The organism is Pectobacterium brasiliense (genome assembly GCF_016950255.1).
Taxonomy (GTDB): Bacteria; Pseudomonadota; Gammaproteobacteria; order Enterobacterales; family Enterobacteriaceae; genus Pectobacterium; species Pectobacterium brasiliense.
On record NZ_JACGFN010000003.1, the window covers coordinates 173,520 to 196,627 of the forward strand.

Sequence of the window (23,108 nt, forward strand, 5' to 3'; positions counted from 1 at the left end):
CCAGATGTCGCGTCGTGCTATAGGGGTGATGCAGCAGAAGACGCGCAATGCAATTGTGACGAGAGTGACGGCCGCTAGGTTAGCATAACCACGGAGCGGGCACGATGCCGCTAGCGGGGGAGCTGTGGGCGATTGTCCGGGAACGCATTCGTCATCATATTGAACCGTGAGGCGTAATAGCGCTGAATATCGGTCACTCGCTTCTGGCTTTTACGCATCTTAATCCCGGTCAAAACCGCATTAATGATAAACGTTGCAGAAAAGAGCAGCAGCAGCAGACACGTGCCGAGATAGCGCCAGACGGTAATGACATCGGGTTCGCTGTGCAGGCTGATGTGCTGGGTTCCGTTAGCATCGGTATTCAACTGCGTGATCACGCCCGTGGCATTAAACGGCGTATGCAACAGCATCGCGGAAAGCCGCTGGAGTTCCTGCCACTGATCCGACGGACGATATTCATTCAGCGGCATCGGAGGAAGCGGATGGTTAACGAACTGTCGGCCTTCGTCGCTGCGAATCAGGAATCCACCGGGCGGCGGGCTGTTCAGAGAATCTGCCGCGTTATTGATTTCCTGATAGAAGAATTGATCGGTAGAACTGTTGACCAAGGATTCTAGCGTTTCTGCGCTGACGGCGGGCAGCACCACATTCATACCTTTCAGCGTGCCGGAATTGGCGTCTTTTACCAGTGTATTCCAGTTCTTGACGTCGCTTAGATTCACCAGCGCATTTTTCAGGCGAGAGCAATCGTTTTCCTGCCGACACAAATCTTGTGTTCTCAGGACAACTTCAGCGAAGTTTTTCATCAGGATCAGCCCTGATTTCTGGATCGTAGACGCTAACTGAGAGTTAACCTGACCTTCTTTTTCCGCTTGCGGATGGAGCTGGCTATTGACGGATTTCAGTAAGGCAGAGGCTTTTTCAATCGTCTCGGATTCCGGTAATGGCAGCGGCGCAGCTTTATTCCAGTAAATAGCGGAACAGTCAAAGGGGCTGAACGCATAGGACGATGGTGCGGAAACGGGATGAATGCCTGCGGGCACATAGCACATGCCGTTGCCACGGACAGCCAGCGTGTCACCAATGCGGAGCTGAGCGGTTTCCAGATCGCTGACCTGCGTGACCTGAATACGCTGCGCACCTTGAAGCCAGGCCAGACTGAGCTTGAGCGGCAGTTCAAGCTGTACGTTAGTGACGAGCAAAATCAGGCTGAGCAGTGAACCAGCGGCCAGCAGTAGATTCCTGCCCCAGCGCTGTAGCGGGAAATGTTTCACTTCATCATGCAGCGACAGGTGCTCTCCCTGACGGATCACCTGTCGGTTGAGATAGATATCGACATCCGTTTTTCGCCCGAGATCCTGCGTGATATAGGGCTGCCAGTGAGGCGGATAAATCAGATCGATATTACCGAGTGAGATATTGCCGAGCGGCCCCTGATTGGATTCGCCAAACAGCCCCAAGCCTTGCGGTGTGCCGTGAAGGCAGTGCACATCGCGCAGTTCCTGAGCGGACGGCGAGCGGAAAAGTTGCCACAGGCTCCAGCCTGCTAATAATGATGCGGTACCGATCAGCCAGGGGAGCAGGACGATAGGGCTATTCAAACTGATGAACAAAAGCAGAAAAGACACGCAGAGCACGGCGGTTTCCTTCAGGCCCCTAGAGTGGTGCATGGCGTGTTCTTCACGTGTTTCCTTACGGATAGTGACCAACTCGGCATGCTCACTCCCTTCCTGACGGATGGAGGCGTTCGGGACAGGGACTTCGCTCGGCAGTGGGGCGAGTGGACGATCTTCGAGACACTCGGTTAGCGAGTGTCCATTCAAGGAAATGACCAGTGGGATCGAGCGCGTCTTAATCAGTTCGACGGTGTTATTTTCGGTAATGAACGGTTCCCAACTGGGCGGCAGATGGATTTCTTGCGTATCAATATAGTAGCGCCACTTATTCTGAGCGTCGGTGCTCAGGCCATAGCGTGTAATCGTATGGGTGATGGGGTAAACCCGATTACTTTGCAGGGAACGCGGCAGTTTTGGCTGATCGTTGGGGGTATCAAGCGGCGTGGTTTGCTGGCTGTTTTCCTGAGCCAGATAACGCTCAATGGCGATCCGTTCATCTTCAGTTAACCGTCGCGGAAGCGATTGCGAAACGGGTAACGGCGGAGTGGAGAAGAAACGGTGTCGCATACGGTAGGCGATAAAACCCCCGACAACGATCAGACAGGCAAGCAATATCGCCAATAGGGTAAATATTGTGCTCATGTCATCTCCATTCCAAAACGCGATGCTCCTTGTTCTCGTCGGAGTTTAACAAAATTATACAATCGATGATAACCCGTATGGCATTGTTTTCTTAGATTAATAACGTAATTGTGAATGGAATTAATCGCATAAGGTGATGATAGTAACAAGCAAAAAACGCCTCTTGAATGAGGATATTCCTATTTTTTTTAAGTTATTGACTTTTTCTGGTGGTTTCTCATACAGGATGTATCCTTCATGTTGCCCACACGTAAATTCATCGTCACGATAGTTGCAGCGAAGGTGACTGTTAACGCACAATGTGAACAGAATCAAAAAAGAATATTTACGATCTCTTCTTATTCAACAGCATGCCATATTCAGGTTGCGATAAATGCAGCCTCTCATGCGCGTTGGGCTAAGGTGCCGTTCTGGTCGTAACTCTCTGGGGGGGCATCAATGAGTCATAACCTGAAAAAACCTAAAATCCTCAAGGTGGAAACAGTAGCGCGTTCGCGCTTGTTCAATGTGGAATCCGTCGATCTTGAATTTAGCAACGGGGTACGTCGGGTTTATGAACGGATGCGTTCAAGCGGCCGACAGGCGGTGATGGTTGTCCCGATCATTGATGATGAACTGCTGTTGATTCGTGAATACGCCGTCGGCATTGAAGAATACGAACTGGGCTTTCCCAAAGGGCTGATCGATCCCGGCGAAACGGTTTTCGAAGCCGCTAACCGCGAGCTAATGGAAGAAGTCGGTTTTGGGGCGGAAAAGCTGGAGTTGCTGGCGACGTTAACGATGGCCCCCTCCTATTTTTCCAGCCAGATGAATATCGTTGTGGCACGTGGGCTGTATCCGCAGAGTCTGGAAGGCGATGAGCCGGAGCCGATGCCCCAAGTCCGCTGGCCGATAGATAACATGATGTCGTTGCTGCAAGAGCCTGATTTCCGCGAAGCGCGTAATGTCAGCGCGCTGTTTTTGGCCCAAGACTGGCTGCGTCGTACACCTCGCTAATTTCCTGTGACATAACGGAGAGCGTACGTCTTTTCCGGTGATGTTGGTCACACATCCTTTTTTCGTTCGTTGTCGTGACAGGTGCAGGCGTCTATAACGTCTGCACAGGGCGTGACTGATAAATGAAGGCGAACCTGCCGTGGATAGCAAAACCTGCTATTCACGGCGGGTTTTTTTGTTTTTCAGCCCTGATAAATGTGTAAAACAACACCGACGAAAGAAGGAGATAAGATGAACATACCGAAGGGGATCATACGTGCGCCGTTGATGTTACTGGCGCTGGTGAGCACGCTGCTATTGCCTGCACTGGGGCAGGCAGCGGAAACCATGTCGGAGAAAACCCGAATACTTATCCTGACGGACATTGGCAATGAGCCGGACGATTCGCAGTCTTTGGTTCGTTTCCTGCTCTACAGTAATGAATTCGATGTTGAGGGAATTGTGGCAACCACCTCAACCTGGCTGAGGGATAAGGTCAACCCAGAGATGATTATGCAGCGCCTTGATGCTTACGAGAAGGTGTTGCCTAACCTGCGTCAGCATGCGTCCGGCTACCCGTCTGCGGAGGCATTGCGCCAGGTTGTCAGATCTGGCCGTGCCGGATTTGGCATGGACGTTGTGGGTGAGAATAACGCGACGGAGGCCTCTCGGTTGATTATTCAGGCGGTGGACAAACAGGATGCGCGCCCGCTGTGGATCACGGTGTGGGGCGGTGCGGTGGATTTAGCGCAGGCTCTCCATGACGTACGCGCTACCCGCACGCCGGATCAGGTGGCAACGTTTGTCAGTAAGATTCGCGTGTACGCGATCTCCGATCAGGATAATACCGGTGCCTGGATTCGGGCGAATTTCCCGACGCTGCGTTACATCACCAGTATCCACGCCTGGAATGATTACTTTATCTCCACCTGGATTGGCATGTCCTCGTCGTTTGCCGAAGGTAGCGACATGAGTCAGGTGAATAACGAATGGCTGAGCAAACGTATCCGTAGCAAAGGCCCGCTCGGGGCGGTCTATCCTGCGATTGAATATACGATGGAAGGTGACACGCCTTCATTCCTCTACCTGATCCAAAACGGGCTTGGCGATCCAGAACACGCGGAATACGGCAGTTGGGGAGGACGCTACGCGCCCATCGTACCGGGCGACACCAGCGGACTGCGTGTCAGCACCTCCGATCAGGTCATGAGTAAAAATGGCAAAATGTACCGTACCGCATCGGCCACGATCTGGCGCTGGCGCGACGCATTCCAGAATGATTTTGCCGCTCGTATGGACTGGACGCTGCCTAAGGAGAGTAGCAAGGCTAACCATAACCCTGACCTTGTACTGAATGGTCAGGCTGGGCGTTCTATTGTGACTTTGAGTGTGAAATCGGGTGAGACGGTGACGCTGTCCGCCGATGGTTCGCACGACCGCGATGGCGACAAGGTGAATTATACCTGGTGGCAATATAAGGAACCCACTGCCACCGCGATAGGCGTACATTTTGCACCAGAGGTGAAACTGGCCAACGAGTCAGGCATGCAAACGCAGTTTGTCGCCCCAGACGTTAAAGCACCAACGCCTTTCCATATTATTTTGCAGGCGAAAGATGAGGGAACGCCGAACCTGTTTTCCTATCGTCGGGCGATTGTCACCGTGATGCCGAAGTGATGTGCGGTGAAAGGCTAAGAGATTGATTGCTGACAGCGCCATAAAAAATGGCCTTCCGTCAGGAAGGCCATCAATAACGTGATGCCGGATATTAGAACAGTTCTTCGCTTTGTCCGTTATCCATCAACGTAGTGCCGACTTCATGCACTTCGTATTCTTTCGGCTGCGTTCCATCAATGAAGTATTCGGAACGGCTATTCCCGCCACCGTTGGACAGCTTGCCGCTGCTGCGGTCAATGACCACACTGACGATGCCAGGCGGCGGCGTCAGCGGTTGTTCCGGTACGCCATCCAGCGCGGCTTTCATGAAATCATCCCACGCAGGCTGCGCTGATTTCGCACCGCCTTCATAACCGGAGATCTGATCTTTGATGACGCCAGATGCGCTGCTGGCACCCAGATCGCGACGGTGATCGTCGAAGCCAATCCAGACTGAGGTCACCAGATTCGGGCCATAGCCGGAGAACCAGGCGTCTTTGGAACTGTTCGTGGTACCGGTTTTACCGCCGATATCACGACGTTTCAAATCACGACCCGCACGCCAGCCCGTTCCCATCCAGCCCGGTTCGCCAAAGACGTTGCTGTTCAGCGCGTCTTTAATCAGGAACGCCAACGGCGTATTGATCACGTGCGGTGCATAAGGCTGTGCAGCGCTTTGCTGTGCGGCTTCTGGCGTAACAGGTTCCAGCTCTGGCTGCGGCAGGCCTACCGGCGGCGCTTCGTTTGACGTGGCAACATCTTCAACGTTAGTGGTCGCCAACACCGGAGAACGTGGCGTTTCACCGTAGACCAGCGGTAGATTACAGGTATCACAAACGACTTTCGGCGTCGCAGTAAACACCGTACCGCCTGCCTCGCTTTCTATCTTACTTATCAGATAAGGGTCGACCAGATAGCCGCCGTTTGCCATGACGGCATAACCACGTACGACCTGTAGCGGGGTAAACGAGGCCGCGCCCAGAGCCAGCGATTCGGTATGAACGATATTCTGCGCCGGGAAACCGAAGCGTTGCAGGTAATCCGCAGCATAGTCTACGCCCATCGCACGCATGGCACGTACCATCACCACGTTTTTGGACTGACCCAGTCCCTGACGCAAACGAATCGGACCATCGTAGGTTGCCGGTGAGTTTTTCGGCCGCCAGTCAGATCCTGCACCGGCATCCCAACGGGTAATCGGTACGTCGTTCAGAATCGTTGCCAGCGTTAAACCTTTGTCCATCGCAGCGGTATACAGGAACGGTTTGATGTTGGAACCAATCTGACGCAGTGCCTGCGTCGCACGGTTGAATTTGCTTTGGTTAAAGTCAAAACCGCCAACCAGCGCTTCTATCGCACCGTTTTTCGGGTTAAGCGAGACGATGGCCGAGTTGACGTCCGGCACCTGTGCCAGCCACCAGTCATCGTTCACTTTACGGACCCAGACCTGCTGACCGGCCTGTACCACGTCCGTGACGCGCTTCGGTGTTGGCCCTTGCTGCGTATCGGAACGGTAGGCTCGTGCCCAGCGCATGCCCGCCATCGGCAGGGCAATATTGCTGCCGTCAGACAGGATCGCAATCGCGTTGTCAGCCGTGGTGCTGGTGACGATGGCCGGATAGAGCGGGCCGTAGACCGGCAACACTTTCAGGGCGGCAATCATCTTCGCCTGATCCCAGACGCCTTCGCCTACTTTCCAGAGCACTTTGCTCGGTCCGCGGTAACCGTGGCGCATGTCATAGGCGAGGATGTTATTACGCAGCGCATCCTGTGCAGCGGTTTGCAATTTTTTGGTGACCGTCGTGTAGACCTTATAACCGTCGTTATAAGCATCTTCACCGTAGCGTTTGACCATCTCCTGCCGTGCCATTTCTGCGACATACGGGGCGGAGAACGAAATATTCGGTGCGTGATAATTTGCGACCAGCTTTTCGTTACGTGCCGCATCGTATTGCGACTGGTTGATGTAGTTTTCATCCTTCATACGTGCAAGGACGACGTTGCGACGGGCAACGGCACGGTCGTAGGAATAGAGCGGGTTGAACGTCGATGGCGCCTTCGGCAGACCGGCGATCATCGCCATTTCGCTCAGCGTCAACTGGTCAACAGGGCGGCCAAAGTAAACCTGTGCCGCCGCGCCAACGCCATAAGCGCGATAGCCGAGGTAAATCTTGTTCAGATAAAGCTCAAGGATTTCATCCTTGGTCAGCATCTGCTCAATACGGATAGCCAGAAACACTTCCTTGATCTTACGAATCAGGGTGCGTTCCGGGCTCAGGAAGAAGTTCCTGGCGAGCTGTTGCGTAATGGTACTCGCCCCTTGAGAGGCGTGACCCGATGTGAGCGCGATAGACGCGGCGCGGATGATCCCGACGGGATCGACACCGTGGTGATCATAGAAGCGGCTGTCTTCGGTCGCGATAAAAGCGTGTACCAACTCAGGGGGAACCTGATCCAGCTTGAGTGGGATACGGCGTTTTTCACCAAACTGAGCGATCAGTTCGCCATCGGCGCTGTAAACCTGCATAGGCGTTTGCAGCCGAACGTCTTTCAGCGTGGCGACATCGGGCAGTTGGGGTTCGATATAACGGTACAAACCGTATATCGAGGCAGCTCCCAGCAGAATGCAAGAGACTGCAAGGATGAGTAGATACTTTACGAACTTCACCTGGGATTTTCCATTCAGTAGCGTTTGGACAGTTTATAAACAACCGGGCGCTAGTATAAAGGTAAGCCAGCACTGTGGATATGTTTATTGGATAAGGAAATCGGGTTGAACATGGGTTATCACATCTGGCGGGTTGGCGTGGATATACAAAACGGCTTCATGCGTGCGCTGGCGGTTCAGCGCCGCCGCGATGGCTGGCAGCTTCGTCACTGGTGGCAATATCCGCTACCAGACGACACCTTGCGCACGGGTAGTCTACACCATACTGAGGCACTTTGTGAGGCCTTGCGAACATGGCGTCGTTTACTGCCTGGACACATTTCGCTACGGGTGGGGTTCCCTGCTCAGTTGATTTTACAGCAGCATTTACCGATGCCCGACCCGCGTTTACAGGAGCCGGAGCGTAGCCTCTACATCGAAACCCTGGCGTCTCGTAAGCTACCGATCAGCAGTGAATCGCTGGCGATAGACTATCGGGAAGATCCACAGATGCAGGGTTCGCTGCTGGTGACGGCCGCGCGCCGACAGGAGGTCGATAACTGGCTGGCATGCCTGAATAGCGCGGGGCTACACCCCGATGTGCTTGAGGTTTCAACCTGTGCGCTTCGGGCGATGGCGCAGCGGGCTGGGCTTGAAACTCACCGTCTGTTGCTGCATCGCTTGTTGGATGGCTGGCTATGGGTTTCCCCGTTGAACCATGCTTTTCACTCGGGCGTGATACACCTTGATGAGCTGAATGACGAGGCCGATATCTTATCGGTTGTAAGCACTCGCTATCAGCATGATGTCGATGACATAGCCTATTACTCTAGCGTCTCGCCCGATTTACCCAGCCAACAACCCGATGTATTACAGCCGTGGTCGCCGTTAACGGTGTTTAACCACATGCAGCCGCCGCTGCCGAGTTTCCCCTCGGCTTTTGCGATTGCGGGTGGGTTAGCATTGCGTCCTGAGGATGCCTGACTATGTTGCTGATTAATCTTTTACCCTGGCGCAACACTCGGATGCGTCAGCGGGCACGTCGTTGGTTATGGCTGCTGTGGCTACAGACGGGGTTGATGCTATGCCTTATTGCGGCGAGCTATCTGCTTTGGCAAAACAGGCAGCAACGCGCGCAGGATGAACTCAATGCGGTGCTGGCCCAACAGCAGCAACTGACGGTGCAATATCAACAAACGCATCAGGCGCGAGAAGCGCTGCGTCGCTATCTGGAACAGGAGCGCAGCGAGGCGAGAGTCCGGCACGACAATCGTCGTAACCTCCATCTGTTAGATCAGCTTGCTGGCATGGTGCCCGCGCGTCTGTGGCTGACGGAAATCGCTGACCGCGAATCGTATCTGCTGCTGTCCGGTGTAAGTGAAAACTATCACGATATCATTACGCTACAGCACGCGTTATCACGTCATATTTCCGTCGAGCGTGTGCAGTTGCTGCATACGTCCCGAGAGCGTGGTGTGAATACCCCGTTGCGCTTTTCCTTTCAGGCCAACTGGCGCGATGCGGGTGTTTCCTTACCGGGGGAAGACCATGATTAATCAAGCGATCGTGACTGCTGTCGTACTGAATCGGCCTGAGCTAGTGAATAAACCGCTCTGGCAGCAGCTAGCGCTTCAATTGGCGTTTGTCGCCGCTGCTGGGCTGTTAGCAGGCTGGTTCCTCATCGGTGAAGTACGGCAGGCGGTGATTAGCATAGAAGAGCAAACCGTTCAGGCGCGTCTGGATGTAGGGGAACTCCAGCAAAAACTAGATGCGATGCCACTGCTCTCGGTGCTACGCACGCAATTAACGGAGAAAACCGCGCAAGACGATCCCTTTCAGCCCGACAGGCTGGCACAGCTTATCGTTGAGCCGCTGTCGCTGGCGGGGGCGTCGCTTCTATCCTGGCAGCCCGCTCCGCCTGATTCGGGAGCCCCCCATCAGGAACGTTGGCAATTGGCATTTAGCGCGAATTACACGGGCGTATTGCAGGTGCTTCGTGCGCTGACGGCGTTACCTTATGTGCTGCGAATAACGCAACTGACGGTAAAGCCTGATGGCGCTCCAGCGGCAGCGTCGGAAAAACCGCGGCTTCTGGTTGAACTAACGCTAATCAGGCCGGAGGTATCGCCATGAGCCACATAATACGTTGTATCGCATTGATACTGCTCTTTGCGCCACACGGCGTACAGGCGGAAAAACTCGCAGAGCGTATCGACCCTTTTCAGCCTCTGGCTGCTTCACGCTGTCTGCCCTCAGCGACACTGCCAGCGTGGCAGCTAAAAGGCGTGATTGGTTCTGGCGACCGTTGGACTGGCTGGTTAGCGCAGCCGGAGGCTGGTTGGCTCAGGCTGACACGCGGCGAGACGATCCCTCCCGGGAATTGGATGGTCAGTCAACTGGATAAATCAGGTGCCAAACTTGTCCCGACAGCGCATGAGGCAGGCTGTGACGGTCTGCCAGAGAATCTGCTGCTGATTTCTCCGTTTATCGCTAAGCCTGTGGAATAGATGCAGTCTGCCTGACGCACGTATTTTGAACGCCGTCTTTGGACAACAGTTTGTTGAAAACAATGCTGGCAACAGCGTATCTCGATAACAAGGAAGGTTATGAATATGAGGATGTTATGTCGGGTGGTGGCGTTGAGTGGGTTACTTCTTCTCGCCGCGCCGTTTCAGGCCAGTGCGGAAAGTTCGGTATCGATGGCGTTTGAAGATTCACCGATACCTCGGGTGCTACAGGCGTTAGCCGATCATCAACAACTCAATGTGGTGATCGCTCCGGGCGTGACGGGGAATCTTAGCCTGAGGTTGGTAGATATTCCCTGGCAGCAGGCACTGGATATTGTTCTACGCATGGGGAAGCTCAGTGTCGAGCGGAACGGCAACGTACTGATGGTTTTCCCTGCTGGGCACCTTGAATCCTTACAGAAAGAACGAGACGAACAGGCGGCGGAGCAGGCGCAGAAATTGCCGCTGCATAATATCTCTGTTGCATTGCAATATGCTGATGCGACGGAAGTGGCGGCCAGCGTTCAGGCTCAGCGTGGAACGCTACTCTCTACGCGCGGCAGCGTCACCGTGGATAAGCGGACGAATACCTTATTGATTCGCGATACGGAAGAGGCTCTGGCACAGCTCGAACCGTGGGTGAAAGAGCTCGATCTGCCGCTAGCGCAGGTGCAACTGGCGGCGCATATTGTCACCATCAGTAGCGAGCACCTGCAGGCGCTGGGCGTGAATTGGGGGTTGGGTGAAGGGAGCGCGGCGAACAAGGCACTCAGGTTGAATAATTTTAACGTTGGCCTGCCAGTCGATACGCCCGCGATCAATGCCGGATTCCATTTGGCACGCTTGAATGGTCGCCTGCTGGACCTGGAATTAATGGCGCTGGAACAGGAAAGTCAGGTCGAGATTATCGCCAGCCCTCGCTTGTTTACCGCGCACCAGCAGACCGCCAGTATTAAACAAGGCACGGAAATTCCGTATCAGGTCTCCAGTGGTGCCAGCGGATCGACGTCTATCGAGTTCAAGGAGGCGGTATTAGGGATGGAGGTCACGCCAGACATTCTGCGTGCCGGACGGATTACGCTGAACCTGAAAATTAGCCAAAACATGCCGGGGCAGACGATTAAGCAGGGCGATAATGGCGAAGCATTAGCGATCGATAAACAGGAAATCCAAACCCAGGTGACGGTCGCTGATGGAGAAACCATCGTATTAGGCGGCATTTTCCAGCAGCAAAAAAAGAACAGCGACAGACAGGTACCCATATTGGGCGAGGTTCCCGTATTTGGTCATCTGTTCAGAAACCATACTCAGCAGCATACGCGACGAGAATTGGTCATTTTCATTACGCCGACGCTGATACCCGCATCATCGTGAGTAAACTCAGGCGGGCTCTGATGTCATACGGTGTTTTTTGTTCGGATTGGGCGCAATATTTTGTCACGTTCGTCGCTTATGAGTTTGACGCTGCGGCGGATTTAGCTTACAAGGGTTAGCGAATTGAGCACTGAAGTGTTGTTCCACCGAAAATGTCGATAAAACATACTGCATTGACCCCCTGTGGTCGGTGTGACATTTTATTCGGTTGCCAAACTACCCTGAGTCTTGAGATAATTTTTTGTCTGATTCTCGCACTATCGCTCATGAGGTTTCAGTTTAGGTCCCGCCGCTGGGTTGATTGGCGGGGCGGGTTATCATTAACGAATTGTCTTAGTAATACCAAAAAACATGGCAGAGAAACGCAATATCTTTCTGGTTGGGCCTATGGGTGCCGGCAAAAGCACTATTGGCCGTCAGTTAGCTCAGCAACTCAATATGGAGTTTTTCGACTCCGATCAAGAAATTGAGCGACGCACTGGGGCTGATGTGGGCTGGGTATTCGATGTGGAAGGCGAAGAAGGCTTCCGCGATCGTGAAGAGAAAGTCATTAATGAATTGACGGAAAAGCAAGGCATCGTGCTGGCGACAGGCGGTGGCTCAGTCAAATCACGTGAGACGCGCAATCGTCTTTCCGCGCGCGGCGTTGTCGTTTATTTGGAAACGACAATCGAGAAACAGCTTGCCCGCACGCAGCGTGACAAGAAGCGTCCGTTACTTCAGGTTGAAACCCCTCCACGTGAAGTATTGGAAGCGTTGGCGAAAGAGCGGAACCCGCTTTATGAAGAAATCGCTGACGTTACCATTCGGACTGACGAGCAAAGTGCCAAGGTCGTTGCTAACCAGATTATTAATATGCTGGAAAGTAACTAAGAGCATACCTTATCCGCATTGAGCGGATCTTGAACGGGTTGTTTAACGCGCATGGAAAGAATTACCGTAACACTAGGGGAACGTAGTTATCCCATTACGATAGCCGCTGGATTATTTGATGATTCGGCTTCTTTTATGCCGTTGAAAGCGGGGGAGCAGGCCATGCTGGTGACGAACCAGACGTTGGCTCCTCTGTACCTTGACCGCGTTCGTGGCGTGTTGGAAAACAGTGGCGTGCATGTCGATCAGGTTATCTTACCTGACGGCGAGCAGCACAAATCGCTGACCGTATTGGATCAGGTTTTTACCGCGCTGTTGGCGAAACCGCATGGTCGTGATACGACGATTGTTGCCTTGGGTGGCGGTGTCATCGGCGATTTAGCCGGTTTTGCCGCGGCCAGCTATCAGCGTGGCGTCCGATTTATTCAGGTGCCGACAACGCTGTTATCGCAGGTAGATTCTTCCGTCGGTGGTAAAACCGCCGTCAATCACCCGTTGGGTAAAAACATGATCGGGGCGTTCTACCAGCCCGTATCGGTTGTGATCGATCTGGACTGCCTGAAATCTTTACCGGCACGGGAATTGTCATCCGGGCTGGCGGAAGTCATCAAGTACGGCATTATTCTGGATCGCGATTTCTTTCTTTGGCTCGAAGAAAACATTGAAGCCGTGCGTGCGCTACAGCATGACGCGCTGGCTTACTGCATTCGACGCTGCTGTGAAATCAAAGCGGCGGTGGTTGCAGCAGATGAACGCGAAAGCGGTATGCGTGCGCTGCTCAACTTGGGCCATACTTACGGGCATGCCATTGAAGCAGAAATGGGCTACGGTAACTGGCTTCACGGCGAAGCGGTTGCGGCAGGCATGGTGATGGCTGCACATACGGCACGTCGCCTTGGGCAGTTCTCCGTTGAGGATGTCGAGCGAGTCAAGTCTCTGCTGATTCGCGCTGGCTTACCTGTAAACGGCCCAACGCAAATGACACCTGAATCCTATCTTCCTCATATGATGCGCGACAAGAAAGTGCTGGCGGGCGAGTTACGTCTGGTGCTGCCAACGGCAATCGGTCAATCTGAAGTTCGTGGCGGCGTCGCGCATGACATGGTGTTGGCTTCGATAGCTGATTGTCTTGCCTGATGCGTAATGCTATCGGGTTATGAAAGACTGCAGTTATGAAAGATAAGTATTAACGACAGACACGCCCTAATGGGTTATGGTTAATAAAATACAATGCGTTACGATTCAATGATTCGCCTTGGCGACCGCTTGGTGAATTCGAGCTTTTTAGTGGGGAGATGTTAAATGGATGAGTTCAAGCCGGAAGATGAGCTGAAGCCTGATACCAGTGACCGTCGACCTACTCGTCAGCAGAAAAGCAGCAACTTCGCGGTACCTAAAATCGCGCTTTCCAGACAGCACCTGATGATTGGCATCGGGATTGTGGTGCTGGTGTTGCTGATCGTGGGTATTGGGTCTGCCTTGCAGGCACCTTCTCAGCCACAAACCTCACAGACGCAGAATCAAGCGAGTGGCGAGCGAAATATCGATCTCTCTTCCTCGTCCTCCATGACCCAGAACACGCAGCCTTCCTCTCCGAGTGAAAGCCCCGCGGCCGTTTCCGGCGAGGCCAGTCATGGTCAAATGCCAGGGCAGGCGTCTTCTCAAACGCCGACGTCGCCCCAGACATTGAGTGCTCCTCCGATTTCCGGTACGCCGACGGATGCACAGATTCAACCGCCGGTGGCAGGCCAGCAGCGTATTGAGCTGCCGGGCAATATCACCGATGCGCTGTCGCAACAGCAAGGGCGCGTGAGCGAATTCTCTCAGGGTGCGGCAGGAAACTCGACGCTGCCAACGGCACCTGCGACGGTTGCTCCGACCGGGAAAACGCCTGCGACCTCATCCGCTAAAAATACGCACAACACGACGCCTGCACATGCTAACAACGCTAAGCCTGCTGCGAACAGTGCGCCAAAAGCGCCAGTCGCAAGCAAACCCGCAGCTAACGCAAAAGCGGCGCCTGCTGCGGCCGGGCAGAACGTTTCCGTACAGAATGCGCCCGCCAGCAGTTTTACGTTGCAACTGAGCAGCGCATCACGCTCGGATACGCTGAAAGCCTACGCAAAACAACATAATCTCGCCCATTCGTGGGTGTATGAAACGAAACGAGACGGAAAATCCTGGTATGTGTTAGTGACCGGAGTCTATGCTTCTTCTGCGGAGGCGAAACAGGCAATTGCCGCGTTGCCCGCAGAGGTACAAGCGAAAAAACCATGGGTTAAGCCGATCCGCCAGGTGAAGCAGGACTTGAATAAGTAACACCAATTTTAGCCCTGATGTGCTGTCTGACACAGAGTACAATCCGCGGCTCTGAAACGTATGAGTAACTAACGACGGCATGAAGAAGAACCGCGCTTTTTTAAAATGGGCTGGTGGTAAATATCCGCTGGTAGAAGAAATTCGTCGCTATTTACCCGCAGGAGACTGTCTCATTGAGCCCTTTGTTGGCGCGGGTTCCGTGTTTCTGAATACGGAATACGATCGCTACATACTGGCTGATATTAATAGCGACCTGATTAATCTCTACAATATCGTTAAATCGAATGCAGATGACTTTGTTACCGACGCCCGTAAACTTTTTACGGATGAGGTCAACACGTCAGAGACGTTTTATCTGCTGCGTGACGAATTTAACCTTTGCAGCGATGCCTATCGGCGCGCGCTGCTGTTTCTCTATTTGAATCGCCACTGCTATAACGGCCTGTGCCGTTACAACATGCGCGGTGAATTCAATGTTCCTTTCGGGCGCTACAAGAAGCCCTATTTTCCTGAAGAAGAAATTCGCTGGTTCGCCTTCAAAGCGCAAAATGCCACTTTCGTCTGTGAGCATTATCAGGACACGCTGGAAAAAGCAGAGAAGGGATCGGTCATTTATTGCGATCCGCCTTATGCGCCGCTGTCTGCGACCGCGAATTTTACGGCCTATCACACCAATAATTTCAGTCGTGCCGACCAGCAGAGTTTGGCGCAATTGGCGCGCCGTTTATCAGCAGAAAGCCAGATTCCGGTACTGATTTCCAATCATGACACGTTACTGACTCGTGAGTGGTATCAGGAAGCGGTGCTTTATGTTGTTAAAGCGCGCAGAACGATTAGCCGTAATATTTTAGGGCGTAGTAAAGTAAACGAGTTATTAGCCCTATATCGGTAATACCGTTTGGGGTAAACAGAGCGCGGTGAATCGGCTAATGCTGTCTGAGAAGCGTCATTAGCCGGGAATAGGTTACCCGCAGGCATTCAGACTTTACCGTTTGGAGAAATGAATGAAACCGTTTTTAATCGCGCCGTCCATTCTGTCGGCTGATTTTGCCCGTCTTGGTGAAGATACCGCTAACGTATTGGCTGCCGGGGCGGATGTGGTCCATTTTGATGTCATGGATAACCACTATGTGCCAAATTTGACGATTGGCCCGCTGGTCCTGAAATCCCTGCGCGATTACGGCATTACCGCGCCGATTGACGTCCACCTGATGGTGAAACCGGTCGATCGTATCATCCCAGATTTCGCCAATGCGGGAGCCAGTTTCATTACTTTTCATCCCGAAGCCACGGATCATCTCGATCGTTCACTGCAACTGATCAAAGATCACGGCTGCAAGGCTGGGCTGGTGTTTAACCCAGCAACGCCGCTGAGTTATCTCGATTACGTCATGGATAAGCTGGATATCATTCTGCTGATGTCGGTTAACCCTGGATTTGGCGGTCAGTCCTTTATTCCCAGCACGCTGGATAAACTGCGTCAGGTTCGTCGCTTGATCGACGACAGCGGTTACGACATTCGACTGGAAGTCGATGGCGGCGTAAAAGTAGACAATATCGGCGCAATTGCTGAAGCGGGCGCGGATATGTTTGTGGCGGGCTCGGCGATTTTTGGTCATCCAGATTACCGTGCCGTCATTGATCAAATGCGCAGTGAAATTTCAAGGACGACACATGACTGAATTAACCGCAGTTCGCGGAGTAGCTTTTGATTTGGACGGGACGCTAATTCACAGCGCACCGGGTCTGGCGGCGGCGATCGATCAGGCCTTAGTGGCGCAGTCGTTGCCTGCTGCGGGCGAAGCTCGTGTCGCAACCTGGATTGGTAACGGTGCGGACGTGATGGTTGAACGGGCGCTGCGCTGGGCTGGCGTTGAGCCTACAGGTGCACGCTTGCAAGAAACGCGTGAGCGGTTCGATGTCTATTATGCGCAGACGGTGGATAGCGGCAGCACGCTGTTTCCACAGGTAAAAGAGACGCTGGCGCAGTTGGCGCAGCAGGGCGTTCCGATGGCGGTGGTGACCAATAAACCCACGCCGTTCGTTGCCCCGCTCTTGGCAGGCCTGGGGATTGGCGACTATTTTTCGCTGATCATCGGTGGCGATGATGTCATTGTGAAAAAGCCGCATCCTGCGCCGCTCTATCTGGTACTCGGTAAGCTGGGGCTGCGTGCCAGCGAGCTTCTGTTCGTCGGCGATTCCCGCAATGATATTCAAGCGGCACAGGCGGCGGGCTGTCGCAGTGTCGGCATGACGTATGGTTATAACTATGGTGAAGCGATCGAGCTGAGTCAGCCGGATGTCGTTCTGGATCGTTTTGCCGATATTTTGCCCCTGATCGGGCAGTCTTCTTCACACAATCAGGAACCCTTAGTATGAGCAAGCCCATTGTATTTAGCGGTGCGCAACCGTCTGGTGAATTGACCATTGGTAACTACATGGGGGCGTTACGTCAGTGGGTCAACATGCAGGACGATTACGACTGCATCTATTGCATTGTGGATTTGCATGCCATCACGGTACGTCAGGATCCGCAGGCGCTGAGAAAAGCGACGCTGGATACGCTGGCGCTGTATCTGGCCTGCGGCATCGATCCGAAAAAGAGCACCATTTTTGTTCAGTCGCACGTACCTGAGCACAGCCAACTGAGCTGGATACTGAACTGCTACGCGTATTTCGGCGAACTGAGCCGCATGACGCAGTTCAAGGATAAATCCGCGCGTTATGAAGAGAACATCAACGCCGGTCTGTTTAGTTATCCGGTGCTGATGGCGGCGGATATCCTGCTGTACCAAACGAATCAGGTGCCAGTGGGTGAAGATCAGAAACAGCATCTGGAACTGAGTCGTGACGTCGGACAGCGCTTCAACAGCCTGTATGGCGATATTTTCAAAGTGCCAGAGCCGTTCATTCCGAAATCGGGCGCGCGCGTGATGTCGCTGCTGGAACCGACCAAGAAGATGTCCAAGTCCGACGATAACCGCAATAACGTTATCGGGCTGCTGGAAGATCCGAAAGCGGTGGTGAAGAAGATCAAACGCGCCATGACAGATTCCGATGAGCCGCCAGTCATTCGCTATGATGTGAAGAATAAAGCCGGGGTATCCAACCTGTTGGATATTCTGTCTGGCGTGACGGGAAAACCCATCCCTGAGCTGGAGCAGGAATTCGATGGCCAGATGTATGGTCACCTGAAAGGCGCGGTGGCGGATGCCGTATCCGGTATGCTGTCTGAACTGCAAGAACGTTATCACCGTTTCCGCAACGATGAGGCTTTCCTGCAACAGATCATGCGTGAAGGGGCTGATAAAGCGAGTGCTCGCGCACAGGAAACGCTGAAGAAAGTCTACGACGCTATCGGTTTTGTTGCCCGTCCGTAAGTCTTAATTACCGTCAGGAGGCTCTCTCCTGACGGTTTCCTGCTACTGCTTATCTATTCCTTCGCATCCGCTATCTTATCCTTGCGGGATAGGCGGAAACACGTCGTCTGGAATCGGGTTCTCAAACGGTGTCTGCTGCAATCTTTCCTGATGGTCGGCTTTTGCCTGTGCAACCAGTTCGGGCGTGACCAGCAGATCGATAGCCAGTGAGGCCATCGCTTTCGCCGCATACTCCGTGCCTTTGTGTGCGGCCCCGGTTTTCCCCTGAGCGACCAACTGCCATGAATGTGCCGGCGTGCCGATGGCATAGGTGGCGCTGCGAATCTGTACGGTTGGTACAACCCAACTGACCGTTCCCACGTCGGTAGAACCAATGAAGGCATCATTCGGGCTATACAGCGGATAAATCCCGTCGTGCAGCGTTAAACCCGGTTGCGGTTTAACACCGAAACGCGCGTAGGATTCGGCAATGTCTTCGGCACTCAGCGCGGTCTGGAACATCGCTGCCATTTTGCGGTCTTCGTCATCGAACGGTATCGGGCCGAGCGCCAGCAGATGTTCGTGCATACGCGCTTCCAGCGGCGGGTTTGCCAGCAGATTGGCATCACCGCTAATCACTTCGCTGCTGACTTCGGTTTCCGTCATCAGCGCCGCGCCTTCGGCAATTTTCTTCACGCGCTTGACCAACTGGTGCAGTTCCGGTAACTGGCGAGCTCGTACGAGGTAACGCACGGTGGCATTGGCCTGAACGACGTTCGGAGCATGGCCGCCGCTGTCGGTAATCGCATAGTGGATGCGGGCGGAGGACGGCATGTGTTCGCGCATGTAGTTCACGCCAACGTTCATCAGTTCCACCGCATCCAGCGCGCTGCGCCCCAGATGTGGGCTGCTGGCGGCGTGAGCCGCGCGACCTTTGAAGTAAAAATTCAGTTCATTACAGGCCAGTGAGACCGGGCTGTTGACGCCGGTGAAGGTCGCCGGGTGCCAGCAGAGGGCGATATCGACGTCGTCAAAAACGCCTTCTTTGACCATAAAACCTTTGGACGATCCGCCTTCTTCTGCAGGGCAGCCGTAAAAGCGCACGGTTCCAGATAATGCGTGCTTTTGCAGATAATCTTTCACCGCCGTCGCTGCCTGTAGTGCCGCGGTGCCGAGCAGGTTATGTCCGCAGCCGTGGCCGTTGCCACCGTTTTCCAACGGCTTTGGCTCAGCGACATTCGCCTGCTGGCTCAGGCCCGGCAGTGCATCGTATTCACCCAGAATGGCGATAATCGGCAAACCTTCGCCGAATTCACCCAGCAGTGCGGTCGGCATGTCGGCGATGCCTTTCGTCAGACGGAAGCCTTCTACTTTCAGGATGGCTTCGTGCTGTGCTGCCGAACGATGCTCTTCGTAGTTCAGCTCTGGCGTATCCCAGATGCCGTCGCTCAGCGTACAGAACTGCTGCCGCTTGGTGGCAATCAGATCGCAGATTTCTTCCACGTTCTGGCGATTAACGGCCGGCAGCGTTCCTTCATTGTGTGTTGCATTCATGCGTGGTGTGCTCGTTTGATTTCTCGGATGGCATTGGCGAGGTGCGTGTCACAGCCAATCAGCCATGACACGCGATTCAGCGATTGGGTAATGCTTAGAGCGGCGTGGTGTCCATACCGAACCATTTTTCGCTCAGTTTTCTGATCGTACCGTCTTGCTTAGCTTGATCGATGGCCTTGTTGAACATGGCTTTCAGCTCTGGATCGCTCTTACGCAGGCCAACGGAAGAGCCGCTGCCCAAAATGCCGCCAATGAACTGTGGCCCTGGCGTTACGATATCGGCATTGCCCGGTTTTTCAGAAATGCTTTTCAGGTAAGGCGCGGAAGCGATAACCAGATCGACACGTCCCGCTTTCAGATCCAGATCGTGTTCTTGCGTGGTTTTATATTCACGTACCTTCATCACGCCTTTCATATACTTATCCAAAAAGGCGCTGGCGATAGAGGCGGACTGCACGCCGATGGTTTTGCCTTCCAGCAGCGGTTTCAGTTTCTCAATTTCAGCCTTTGCGGTGGCTTCATCGGCAGGATTAATGGAGAAACGTTGTCCTGCATCTGGGAATGCTTTAGCGAGTTTGCTGGATTTCAGCACGGCGAAAGTCTGTCCTGCCTGCGTGTACGGCTGGCTGAAATCGATCACCTCACGGCGTTTTTCCGTAGCGGACATACCAGAAATAATGGCGTCGAACTTACCAGCATTTAGGGCAGGAATGGTGCTGGTGAACGGTTGAACCATGATCTCGCATTTCACCTGCATGTTGTTACACAGCACTTTGTACAGTTCGATCTCCATACCATCCAGCGTACCGTCTGGTTTGGTGAAGTTATACGGGTGGTAAGCGCCTTCGGTGGCGATGCGGACGGTCGTCCATTTTTTCTCTTCCGCTGAGGCGGTGAATGAAGCGGCCAATGTTCCTGCCATGCACAGTGAACAGGCGAGCAGTGTGAGTTTTGATTTGATCATTGGTGTTCTCCCGGCGTTTTATATCGTTATATTTTGTTTATTTCCCACCACTGTGACGATAGTGGTGGGGTTGTGTTTACCAACTGGCAATAAATTGCCGGAAGCGAGCCGACTGGCTGGCAGTGAAAACGTGCTCCGGCGTTCCCTGTTCTTCAATTTCCCCCTGATGGAGGAAGACGATGCGGTTGGAGACTTCGCGGGCAAAATCCATTTCGTGGGTCACGACCAGCATGGTCATCCCTTCGTCCGCCAGCGTGCGCATGACGCGCAGCACTTCGCCGACCAGTTCTGGGTCAAGTGCGGAGGTCGGCTCATCAAACAGCATCACTTTGGGTTCCATCGCGAGCGCACGGGCAATTGCGGCGCGCTGCTGTTGTCCACCGGACAAATGCGCAGGATAATAGTGACGCTTATCCGCCAGACCGACTTTCTCTAACAGCTGCTCGGCGTGCTCTACGCACTCCGCCTGTGGACGTTTTAAGACGTGCACGGGCGCTTCGATGATGTTTTCCAGCACGGTCTTGTGTGACCAGAGGTTAAAATTCTGGAACACCATGCCCAACTGGGTACGAATTCTGTCGATCTGTTTGAGGTTCGACGGGCGATTCTGCCCTTTGCGGTTCGGCTTCATTTCAATTGCTTCTCCGCCGACGATAATCTCGCCCTGATCGGGAAGCTCAAGCAGGTTGCTACAGCGCAATAGCGTCGATTTGCCTGAACCGGACGATCCCAGAATTGAGATGACTTCCCCCTGATTGGCCTCAATCGAAATCCCTTTCAGGACGTCCAGAGAACCGAAGCTTTTATGAATGTTGCGCAGGCTAATGGCGGGTGTCGTCATTGCAGATCTCCCAATTTCTTGATTTTTTTCGCTGCCGGTTGCGCACCCGGCGCACGGAGATGAGGGGTAAGCGTAAATTCTGTCCACATCAGTAAACGGGTCAGAATAAGGTTAATAAACAGATAAATAGCACCAGCGACCAGGAATACTTCGAGCGCCCGGTAGGTTTCCGCGATGAGACGTGCAGCAATTCCGGTGATTTCCATCAGTGTGATGATGGAAGCCAGCGAGGTCGATTTGACCATCGAGATCAGCTCATTACCGTAAGCAGGGAGCGCCTGACGAATTGCCAGCGGAAAAACGATACGCTTGAAAATCATGAACGACGGCATGCCGCAGGCGCGCGCCGATTCAATCTGACCAACCGGAACGGACTGCAATCCGCCACGGATAATTTCACTGGCATAGGCTCCGGTACACAGGCTGAGTGACAGCAGGGCGCACCAGTGCGGTTCTCGCAGGAATGGCCAAAGCATACTTTCCCGAACCCAGGTGAATTGCCCCAGCCCGTAGTAAATCAGGAACAGCTGAACCAGCAGCGGCGTACCGCGGAAAAACAGCACGTAGGTCCGGGCAATTGAGCGCAGTACGGCAAAGGATGACAGCTGCATCAACGCCAAACCCAGCGCCAGGAAGAAGCCCAGAAAGACCGAGCTGACCGCCAGCTGCAGCGTTAACGGGATACCGGGAATAATCTCCAGAAACGTTTCGTACAGAAAAGGGAAATCCATCAGCGTTTCACACCCCGGGAATAATGAGACTCAGCACGGCGCATAATCCAGCCGGAACAGATTGAGATAGCCAGATACAGCAGCGCGGCCGCCATGAAGAAATCAAACGGTTTGCCGGTAGAGCCCGCGCCAGTTTGTGCCTGCGTCAATAGTTCAGCGACGCCGGTAACGGAAACTAGCGCAGAGGTTTTCAGCACCAGTTGCCATACGTTGCCTAGTGGGGGAATCGCGTGGCGCAGCAGAAGCGGGATGATGATGCGGCGCAGGCGCAGTAACGTTGGCATACCGCAGGCTTTGGCGGCCTCAATTTCCCCTTTGGACACGGCGTAGAAGGCACCGCGGTAGACTTCCGTCTGCTGCGCGCCGGAGGAAATGCCGACGGCGATGACCCCGGCGAGGAAGCCGGGAAAGCCAAAGAACTCATTGCTGCCAAACAGCTTGGCGAGCAGGGTTAACGCAGAGCTGCCGCCGAAATAAAGCAGGTAGATGATGAGTAGATCGGGGACGCCACGGATAAGCGTCGTGTAGCCATCGGCCAGATAGCGCACGGGGCGATTGCCGCAAATTTTGGACCAGGCACCGATCGTGCCGATCACTGCCCCTAGCAGGAAGCCGCCGATCGCCAGTGCGAGCGTCATTCCTGCCCCGATGAGTAATAATTTCCCCCAGCCATGTTCACCAAAACTGATGAGCTGCCAGAAAGTAACGTCTTCCACAAGTGACTCCAAACTGCTTGCTTATTGTTCTGCTGAGCAGAACTGTTTTTGTGATGAGAGGACTACATACTCCGTTCAGGAACGAGAGTAGAAATACGTAATGACGCGATGTATCACCTTTCGATATGTACTCGTTCGGTGAGGCACTCATTTCGATAAACCACGATGGCTTGACGATGAAATCGGTTCGATAGGAACGATTCAGAGGTCGTGCCGCGAATCTATTAGAAAGCTAAGCAATAGTCGGGCCACGTTTTACGTAAACGATTATTGATTATTTATTCATATAGTCTGCTTATTAATGGGTTTTGTTTTAGTCAAAATAAGGCAGATG

At 53.6% G+C, this 23,108-nt stretch carries 21 protein-coding genes; 14 read left to right on the forward strand and 7 right to left on the reverse strand.

Annotated features, from left to right (window positions below):
• Window positions 1-110 precede the first annotated feature (110 nt).
• On the reverse strand, window positions 111-2,258 hold the full coding sequence (locus tag H4F65_RS20050) for an intracellular growth attenuator family protein (protein ID WP_010277700.1): 2,148 nt from the start codon (window positions 2,256-2,258) through the stop codon (window positions 111-113).
• Between the two features lie 438 nt (window positions 2,259-2,696).
• Between H4F65_RS20050 and nudE the strand changes: the two genes are divergently transcribed.
• A complete protein-coding gene (gene nudE, locus H4F65_RS20055) occupies window positions 2,697-3,254 on the forward strand; it encodes an ADP compounds hydrolase NudE (RefSeq protein WP_010277697.1) in 558 nt (185 codons plus the stop codon).
• Window positions 3,255-3,485: 231 nt separating this feature from the next.
• The gene (locus H4F65_RS20060; protein ID WP_010277694.1) at window positions 3,486-4,910 is read left to right on the forward strand and encodes a DUF1593 domain-containing protein; all 1,425 of its coding nucleotides are present in this window, start codon (window positions 3,486-3,488) and stop codon (window positions 4,908-4,910) included.
• Between the two features lie 91 nt (window positions 4,911-5,001).
• On the opposite strand, the gene mrcA is transcribed toward H4F65_RS20060, so the two are convergent.
• Entirely contained in the window at window positions 5,002-7,557 is a 2,556-nt protein-coding gene (gene mrcA / locus H4F65_RS20065; protein ID WP_010277693.1) for a peptidoglycan glycosyltransferase/peptidoglycan DD-transpeptidase MrcA, read from the reverse strand.
• A 111-nt stretch (window positions 7,558-7,668) separates the two neighbouring features.
• Between mrcA and pilM the strand changes: the two genes are divergently transcribed.
• The 12 genes from pilM (at window position 7,669) to trpS (ending at window position 17,989) form a co-directional block, all read left to right on the forward strand.
• A complete protein-coding gene (gene pilM / locus H4F65_RS20070; protein ID WP_010277690.1) occupies window positions 7,669-8,520 on the forward strand; it encodes a type IV pilus biogenesis protein PilM in 852 nt (283 codons plus the stop codon).
• 2 nt (window positions 8,521-8,522) lie between these two features.
• On the forward strand, window positions 8,523-9,092 hold the full coding sequence (locus tag H4F65_RS20075; protein WP_010277688.1) for a PilN domain-containing protein: 570 nt from the start codon (window positions 8,523-8,525) through the stop codon (window positions 9,090-9,092).
• Complete coding sequence (locus H4F65_RS20080; protein ID WP_010277687.1) at window positions 9,085-9,669, forward strand: hypothetical protein; 585 nt, start codon at window positions 9,085-9,087, stop codon at window positions 9,667-9,669. The genes H4F65_RS20075 and H4F65_RS20080 overlap by 8 nt, the downstream gene beginning before the upstream one ends.
• On the forward strand, window positions 9,666-10,043 hold the full coding sequence (locus H4F65_RS20085; protein WP_010277684.1) for a HofP DNA utilization family protein: 378 nt from the start codon (window positions 9,666-9,668) through the stop codon (window positions 10,041-10,043). The genes H4F65_RS20080 and H4F65_RS20085 overlap by 4 nt, the downstream gene beginning before the upstream one ends.
• Before the next feature lie 99 nt (window positions 10,044-10,142).
• On the forward strand, window positions 10,143-11,417 hold the full coding sequence (gene hofQ, locus H4F65_RS20090) for a DNA uptake porin HofQ (protein ID WP_072152308.1): 1,275 nt from the start codon (window positions 10,143-10,145) through the stop codon (window positions 11,415-11,417).
• Between the two features lie 351 nt (window positions 11,418-11,768).
• Entirely contained in the window at window positions 11,769-12,290 is a 522-nt protein-coding gene (gene aroK / locus H4F65_RS20095; protein WP_005969451.1) for a shikimate kinase AroK, read from the forward strand.
• 51 nt (window positions 12,291-12,341) lie between these two features.
• Window positions 12,342-13,427, forward strand: a complete 1,086-nt coding sequence (gene aroB / locus H4F65_RS20100; RefSeq protein WP_010277670.1) for a 3-dehydroquinate synthase — start codon at window positions 12,342-12,344, stop codon at window positions 13,425-13,427.
• A 165-nt stretch (window positions 13,428-13,592) separates the two neighbouring features.
• Window positions 13,593-14,609, forward strand: a complete 1,017-nt coding sequence (locus H4F65_RS20105; RefSeq protein ID WP_010277667.1) for an SPOR domain-containing protein — start codon at window positions 13,593-13,595, stop codon at window positions 14,607-14,609.
• Between the two features lie 79 nt (window positions 14,610-14,688).
• The gene (dam, locus tag H4F65_RS20110; protein WP_010277664.1) at window positions 14,689-15,501 is read left to right on the forward strand and encodes an adenine-specific DNA-methyltransferase; all 813 of its coding nucleotides are present in this window, start codon (window positions 14,689-14,691) and stop codon (window positions 15,499-15,501) included.
• Between the two features lie 112 nt (window positions 15,502-15,613).
• Window positions 15,614-16,291, forward strand: a complete 678-nt coding sequence (gene rpe, locus H4F65_RS20115; protein ID WP_010277661.1) for a ribulose-phosphate 3-epimerase — start codon at window positions 15,614-15,616, stop codon at window positions 16,289-16,291.
• Window positions 16,284-16,988 (forward strand): phosphoglycolate phosphatase, encoded by a 705-nt coding sequence (locus tag H4F65_RS20120; RefSeq protein ID WP_010277657.1) that lies wholly within the window; start codon window positions 16,284-16,286, stop codon window positions 16,986-16,988. Before rpe ends, H4F65_RS20120 begins: the two co-directional genes overlap by 8 nt.
• A complete protein-coding gene (gene trpS, locus H4F65_RS20125) occupies window positions 16,985-17,989 on the forward strand; it encodes a tryptophan--tRNA ligase (RefSeq protein ID WP_010277651.1) in 1,005 nt (334 codons plus the stop codon). The genes H4F65_RS20120 and trpS overlap by 4 nt, the downstream gene beginning before the upstream one ends.
• Window positions 17,990-18,064: 75 nt before the next feature.
• On the opposite strand, the gene H4F65_RS20130 is transcribed toward trpS, so the two are convergent.
• From H4F65_RS20130 to H4F65_RS20150, 5 genes are all read right to left on the reverse strand, one after another.
• Window positions 18,065-19,522 carry a M20 family metallopeptidase gene (locus H4F65_RS20130; protein WP_010277647.1) on the reverse strand — a complete coding sequence of 486 codons (1,458 nt, stop codon included), beginning with the start codon at window positions 19,520-19,522 and terminating at the stop codon, window positions 18,065-18,067.
• A gap of 94 nt (window positions 19,523-19,616) precedes the next feature.
• Complete coding sequence (locus H4F65_RS20135; RefSeq protein WP_010277641.1) at window positions 19,617-20,486, reverse strand: transporter substrate-binding domain-containing protein; 870 nt, start codon at window positions 20,484-20,486, stop codon at window positions 19,617-19,619.
• 76 nt (window positions 20,487-20,562) lie between these two features.
• Window positions 20,563-21,327 (reverse strand): ABC transporter ATP-binding protein, encoded by a 765-nt coding sequence (locus tag H4F65_RS20140; protein ID WP_010277637.1) that lies wholly within the window; start codon window positions 21,325-21,327, stop codon window positions 20,563-20,565.
• The gene (locus tag H4F65_RS20145; RefSeq protein ID WP_010277633.1) at window positions 21,324-22,058 is read right to left on the reverse strand and encodes an ABC transporter permease; all 735 of its coding nucleotides are present in this window, start codon (window positions 22,056-22,058) and stop codon (window positions 21,324-21,326) included. Before H4F65_RS20145 ends, H4F65_RS20140 begins: the two co-directional genes overlap by 4 nt.
• On the reverse strand, window positions 22,058-22,774 hold the full coding sequence (locus tag H4F65_RS20150) for an ABC transporter permease (RefSeq protein ID WP_010277628.1): 717 nt from the start codon (window positions 22,772-22,774) through the stop codon (window positions 22,058-22,060). The genes H4F65_RS20145 and H4F65_RS20150 overlap by 1 nt, the downstream gene beginning before the upstream one ends.
• Between the last annotated feature and the right edge of the window lie 334 nt (window positions 22,775-23,108).

Bases quoted from the DNA above. Each gene is read 5' to 3' on its own strand.
- H4F65_RS20050 (WP_010277700.1), bottom strand. From the start codon at position 2,258: ATGAGCACAATATTTACCCTATTGGCGATATTGCTTGCCTGTCTGATC.
- nudE (WP_010277697.1), top strand. From the start codon at position 2,697: ATGAGTCATAACCTGAAAAAACCTAAAATCCTCAAGGTGGAAACAGTA.
- H4F65_RS20060 (WP_010277694.1), top strand. From the start codon at position 3,486: ATGAACATACCGAAGGGGATCATACGTGCGCCGTTGATGTTACTGGCG.
- pilM (WP_010277690.1), top strand. From the start codon at position 7,669: ATGGGTTATCACATCTGGCGGGTTGGCGTGGATATACAAAACGGCTTC.
- H4F65_RS20075 (WP_010277688.1), top strand. From the start codon at position 8,523: ATGTTGCTGATTAATCTTTTACCCTGGCGCAACACTCGGATGCGTCAG.
- H4F65_RS20080 (WP_010277687.1), top strand. From the start codon at position 9,085: ATGATTAATCAAGCGATCGTGACTGCTGTCGTACTGAATCGGCCTGAG.
- H4F65_RS20085 (WP_010277684.1), top strand. From the start codon at position 9,666: ATGAGCCACATAATACGTTGTATCGCATTGATACTGCTCTTTGCGCCA.
- hofQ (WP_072152308.1), top strand. From the start codon at position 10,143: ATGAATATGAGGATGTTATGTCGGGTGGTGGCGTTGAGTGGGTTACTT.
- aroK (WP_005969451.1), top strand. From the start codon at position 11,769: ATGGCAGAGAAACGCAATATCTTTCTGGTTGGGCCTATGGGTGCCGGC.
- aroB (WP_010277670.1), top strand. From the start codon at position 12,342: ATGGAAAGAATTACCGTAACACTAGGGGAACGTAGTTATCCCATTACG.
- H4F65_RS20105 (WP_010277667.1), top strand. From the start codon at position 13,593: ATGGATGAGTTCAAGCCGGAAGATGAGCTGAAGCCTGATACCAGTGAC.
- dam (WP_010277664.1), top strand. From the start codon at position 14,689: ATGAAGAAGAACCGCGCTTTTTTAAAATGGGCTGGTGGTAAATATCCG.
- rpe (WP_010277661.1), top strand. From the start codon at position 15,614: ATGAAACCGTTTTTAATCGCGCCGTCCATTCTGTCGGCTGATTTTGCC.
- H4F65_RS20120 (WP_010277657.1), top strand. From the start codon at position 16,284: ATGACTGAATTAACCGCAGTTCGCGGAGTAGCTTTTGATTTGGACGGG.
- trpS (WP_010277651.1), top strand. From the start codon at position 16,985: ATGAGCAAGCCCATTGTATTTAGCGGTGCGCAACCGTCTGGTGAATTG.
- H4F65_RS20130 (WP_010277647.1), bottom strand. From the start codon at position 19,522: ATGAATGCAACACACAATGAAGGAACGCTGCCGGCCGTTAATCGCCAG.
- H4F65_RS20135 (WP_010277641.1), bottom strand. From the start codon at position 20,486: ATGATCAAATCAAAACTCACACTGCTCGCCTGTTCACTGTGCATGGCA.
- H4F65_RS20140 (WP_010277637.1), bottom strand. From the start codon at position 21,327: ATGACGACACCCGCCATTAGCCTGCGCAACATTCATAAAAGCTTCGGT.
- H4F65_RS20145 (WP_010277633.1), bottom strand. From the start codon at position 22,058: ATGGATTTCCCTTTTCTGTACGAAACGTTTCTGGAGATTATTCCCGGT.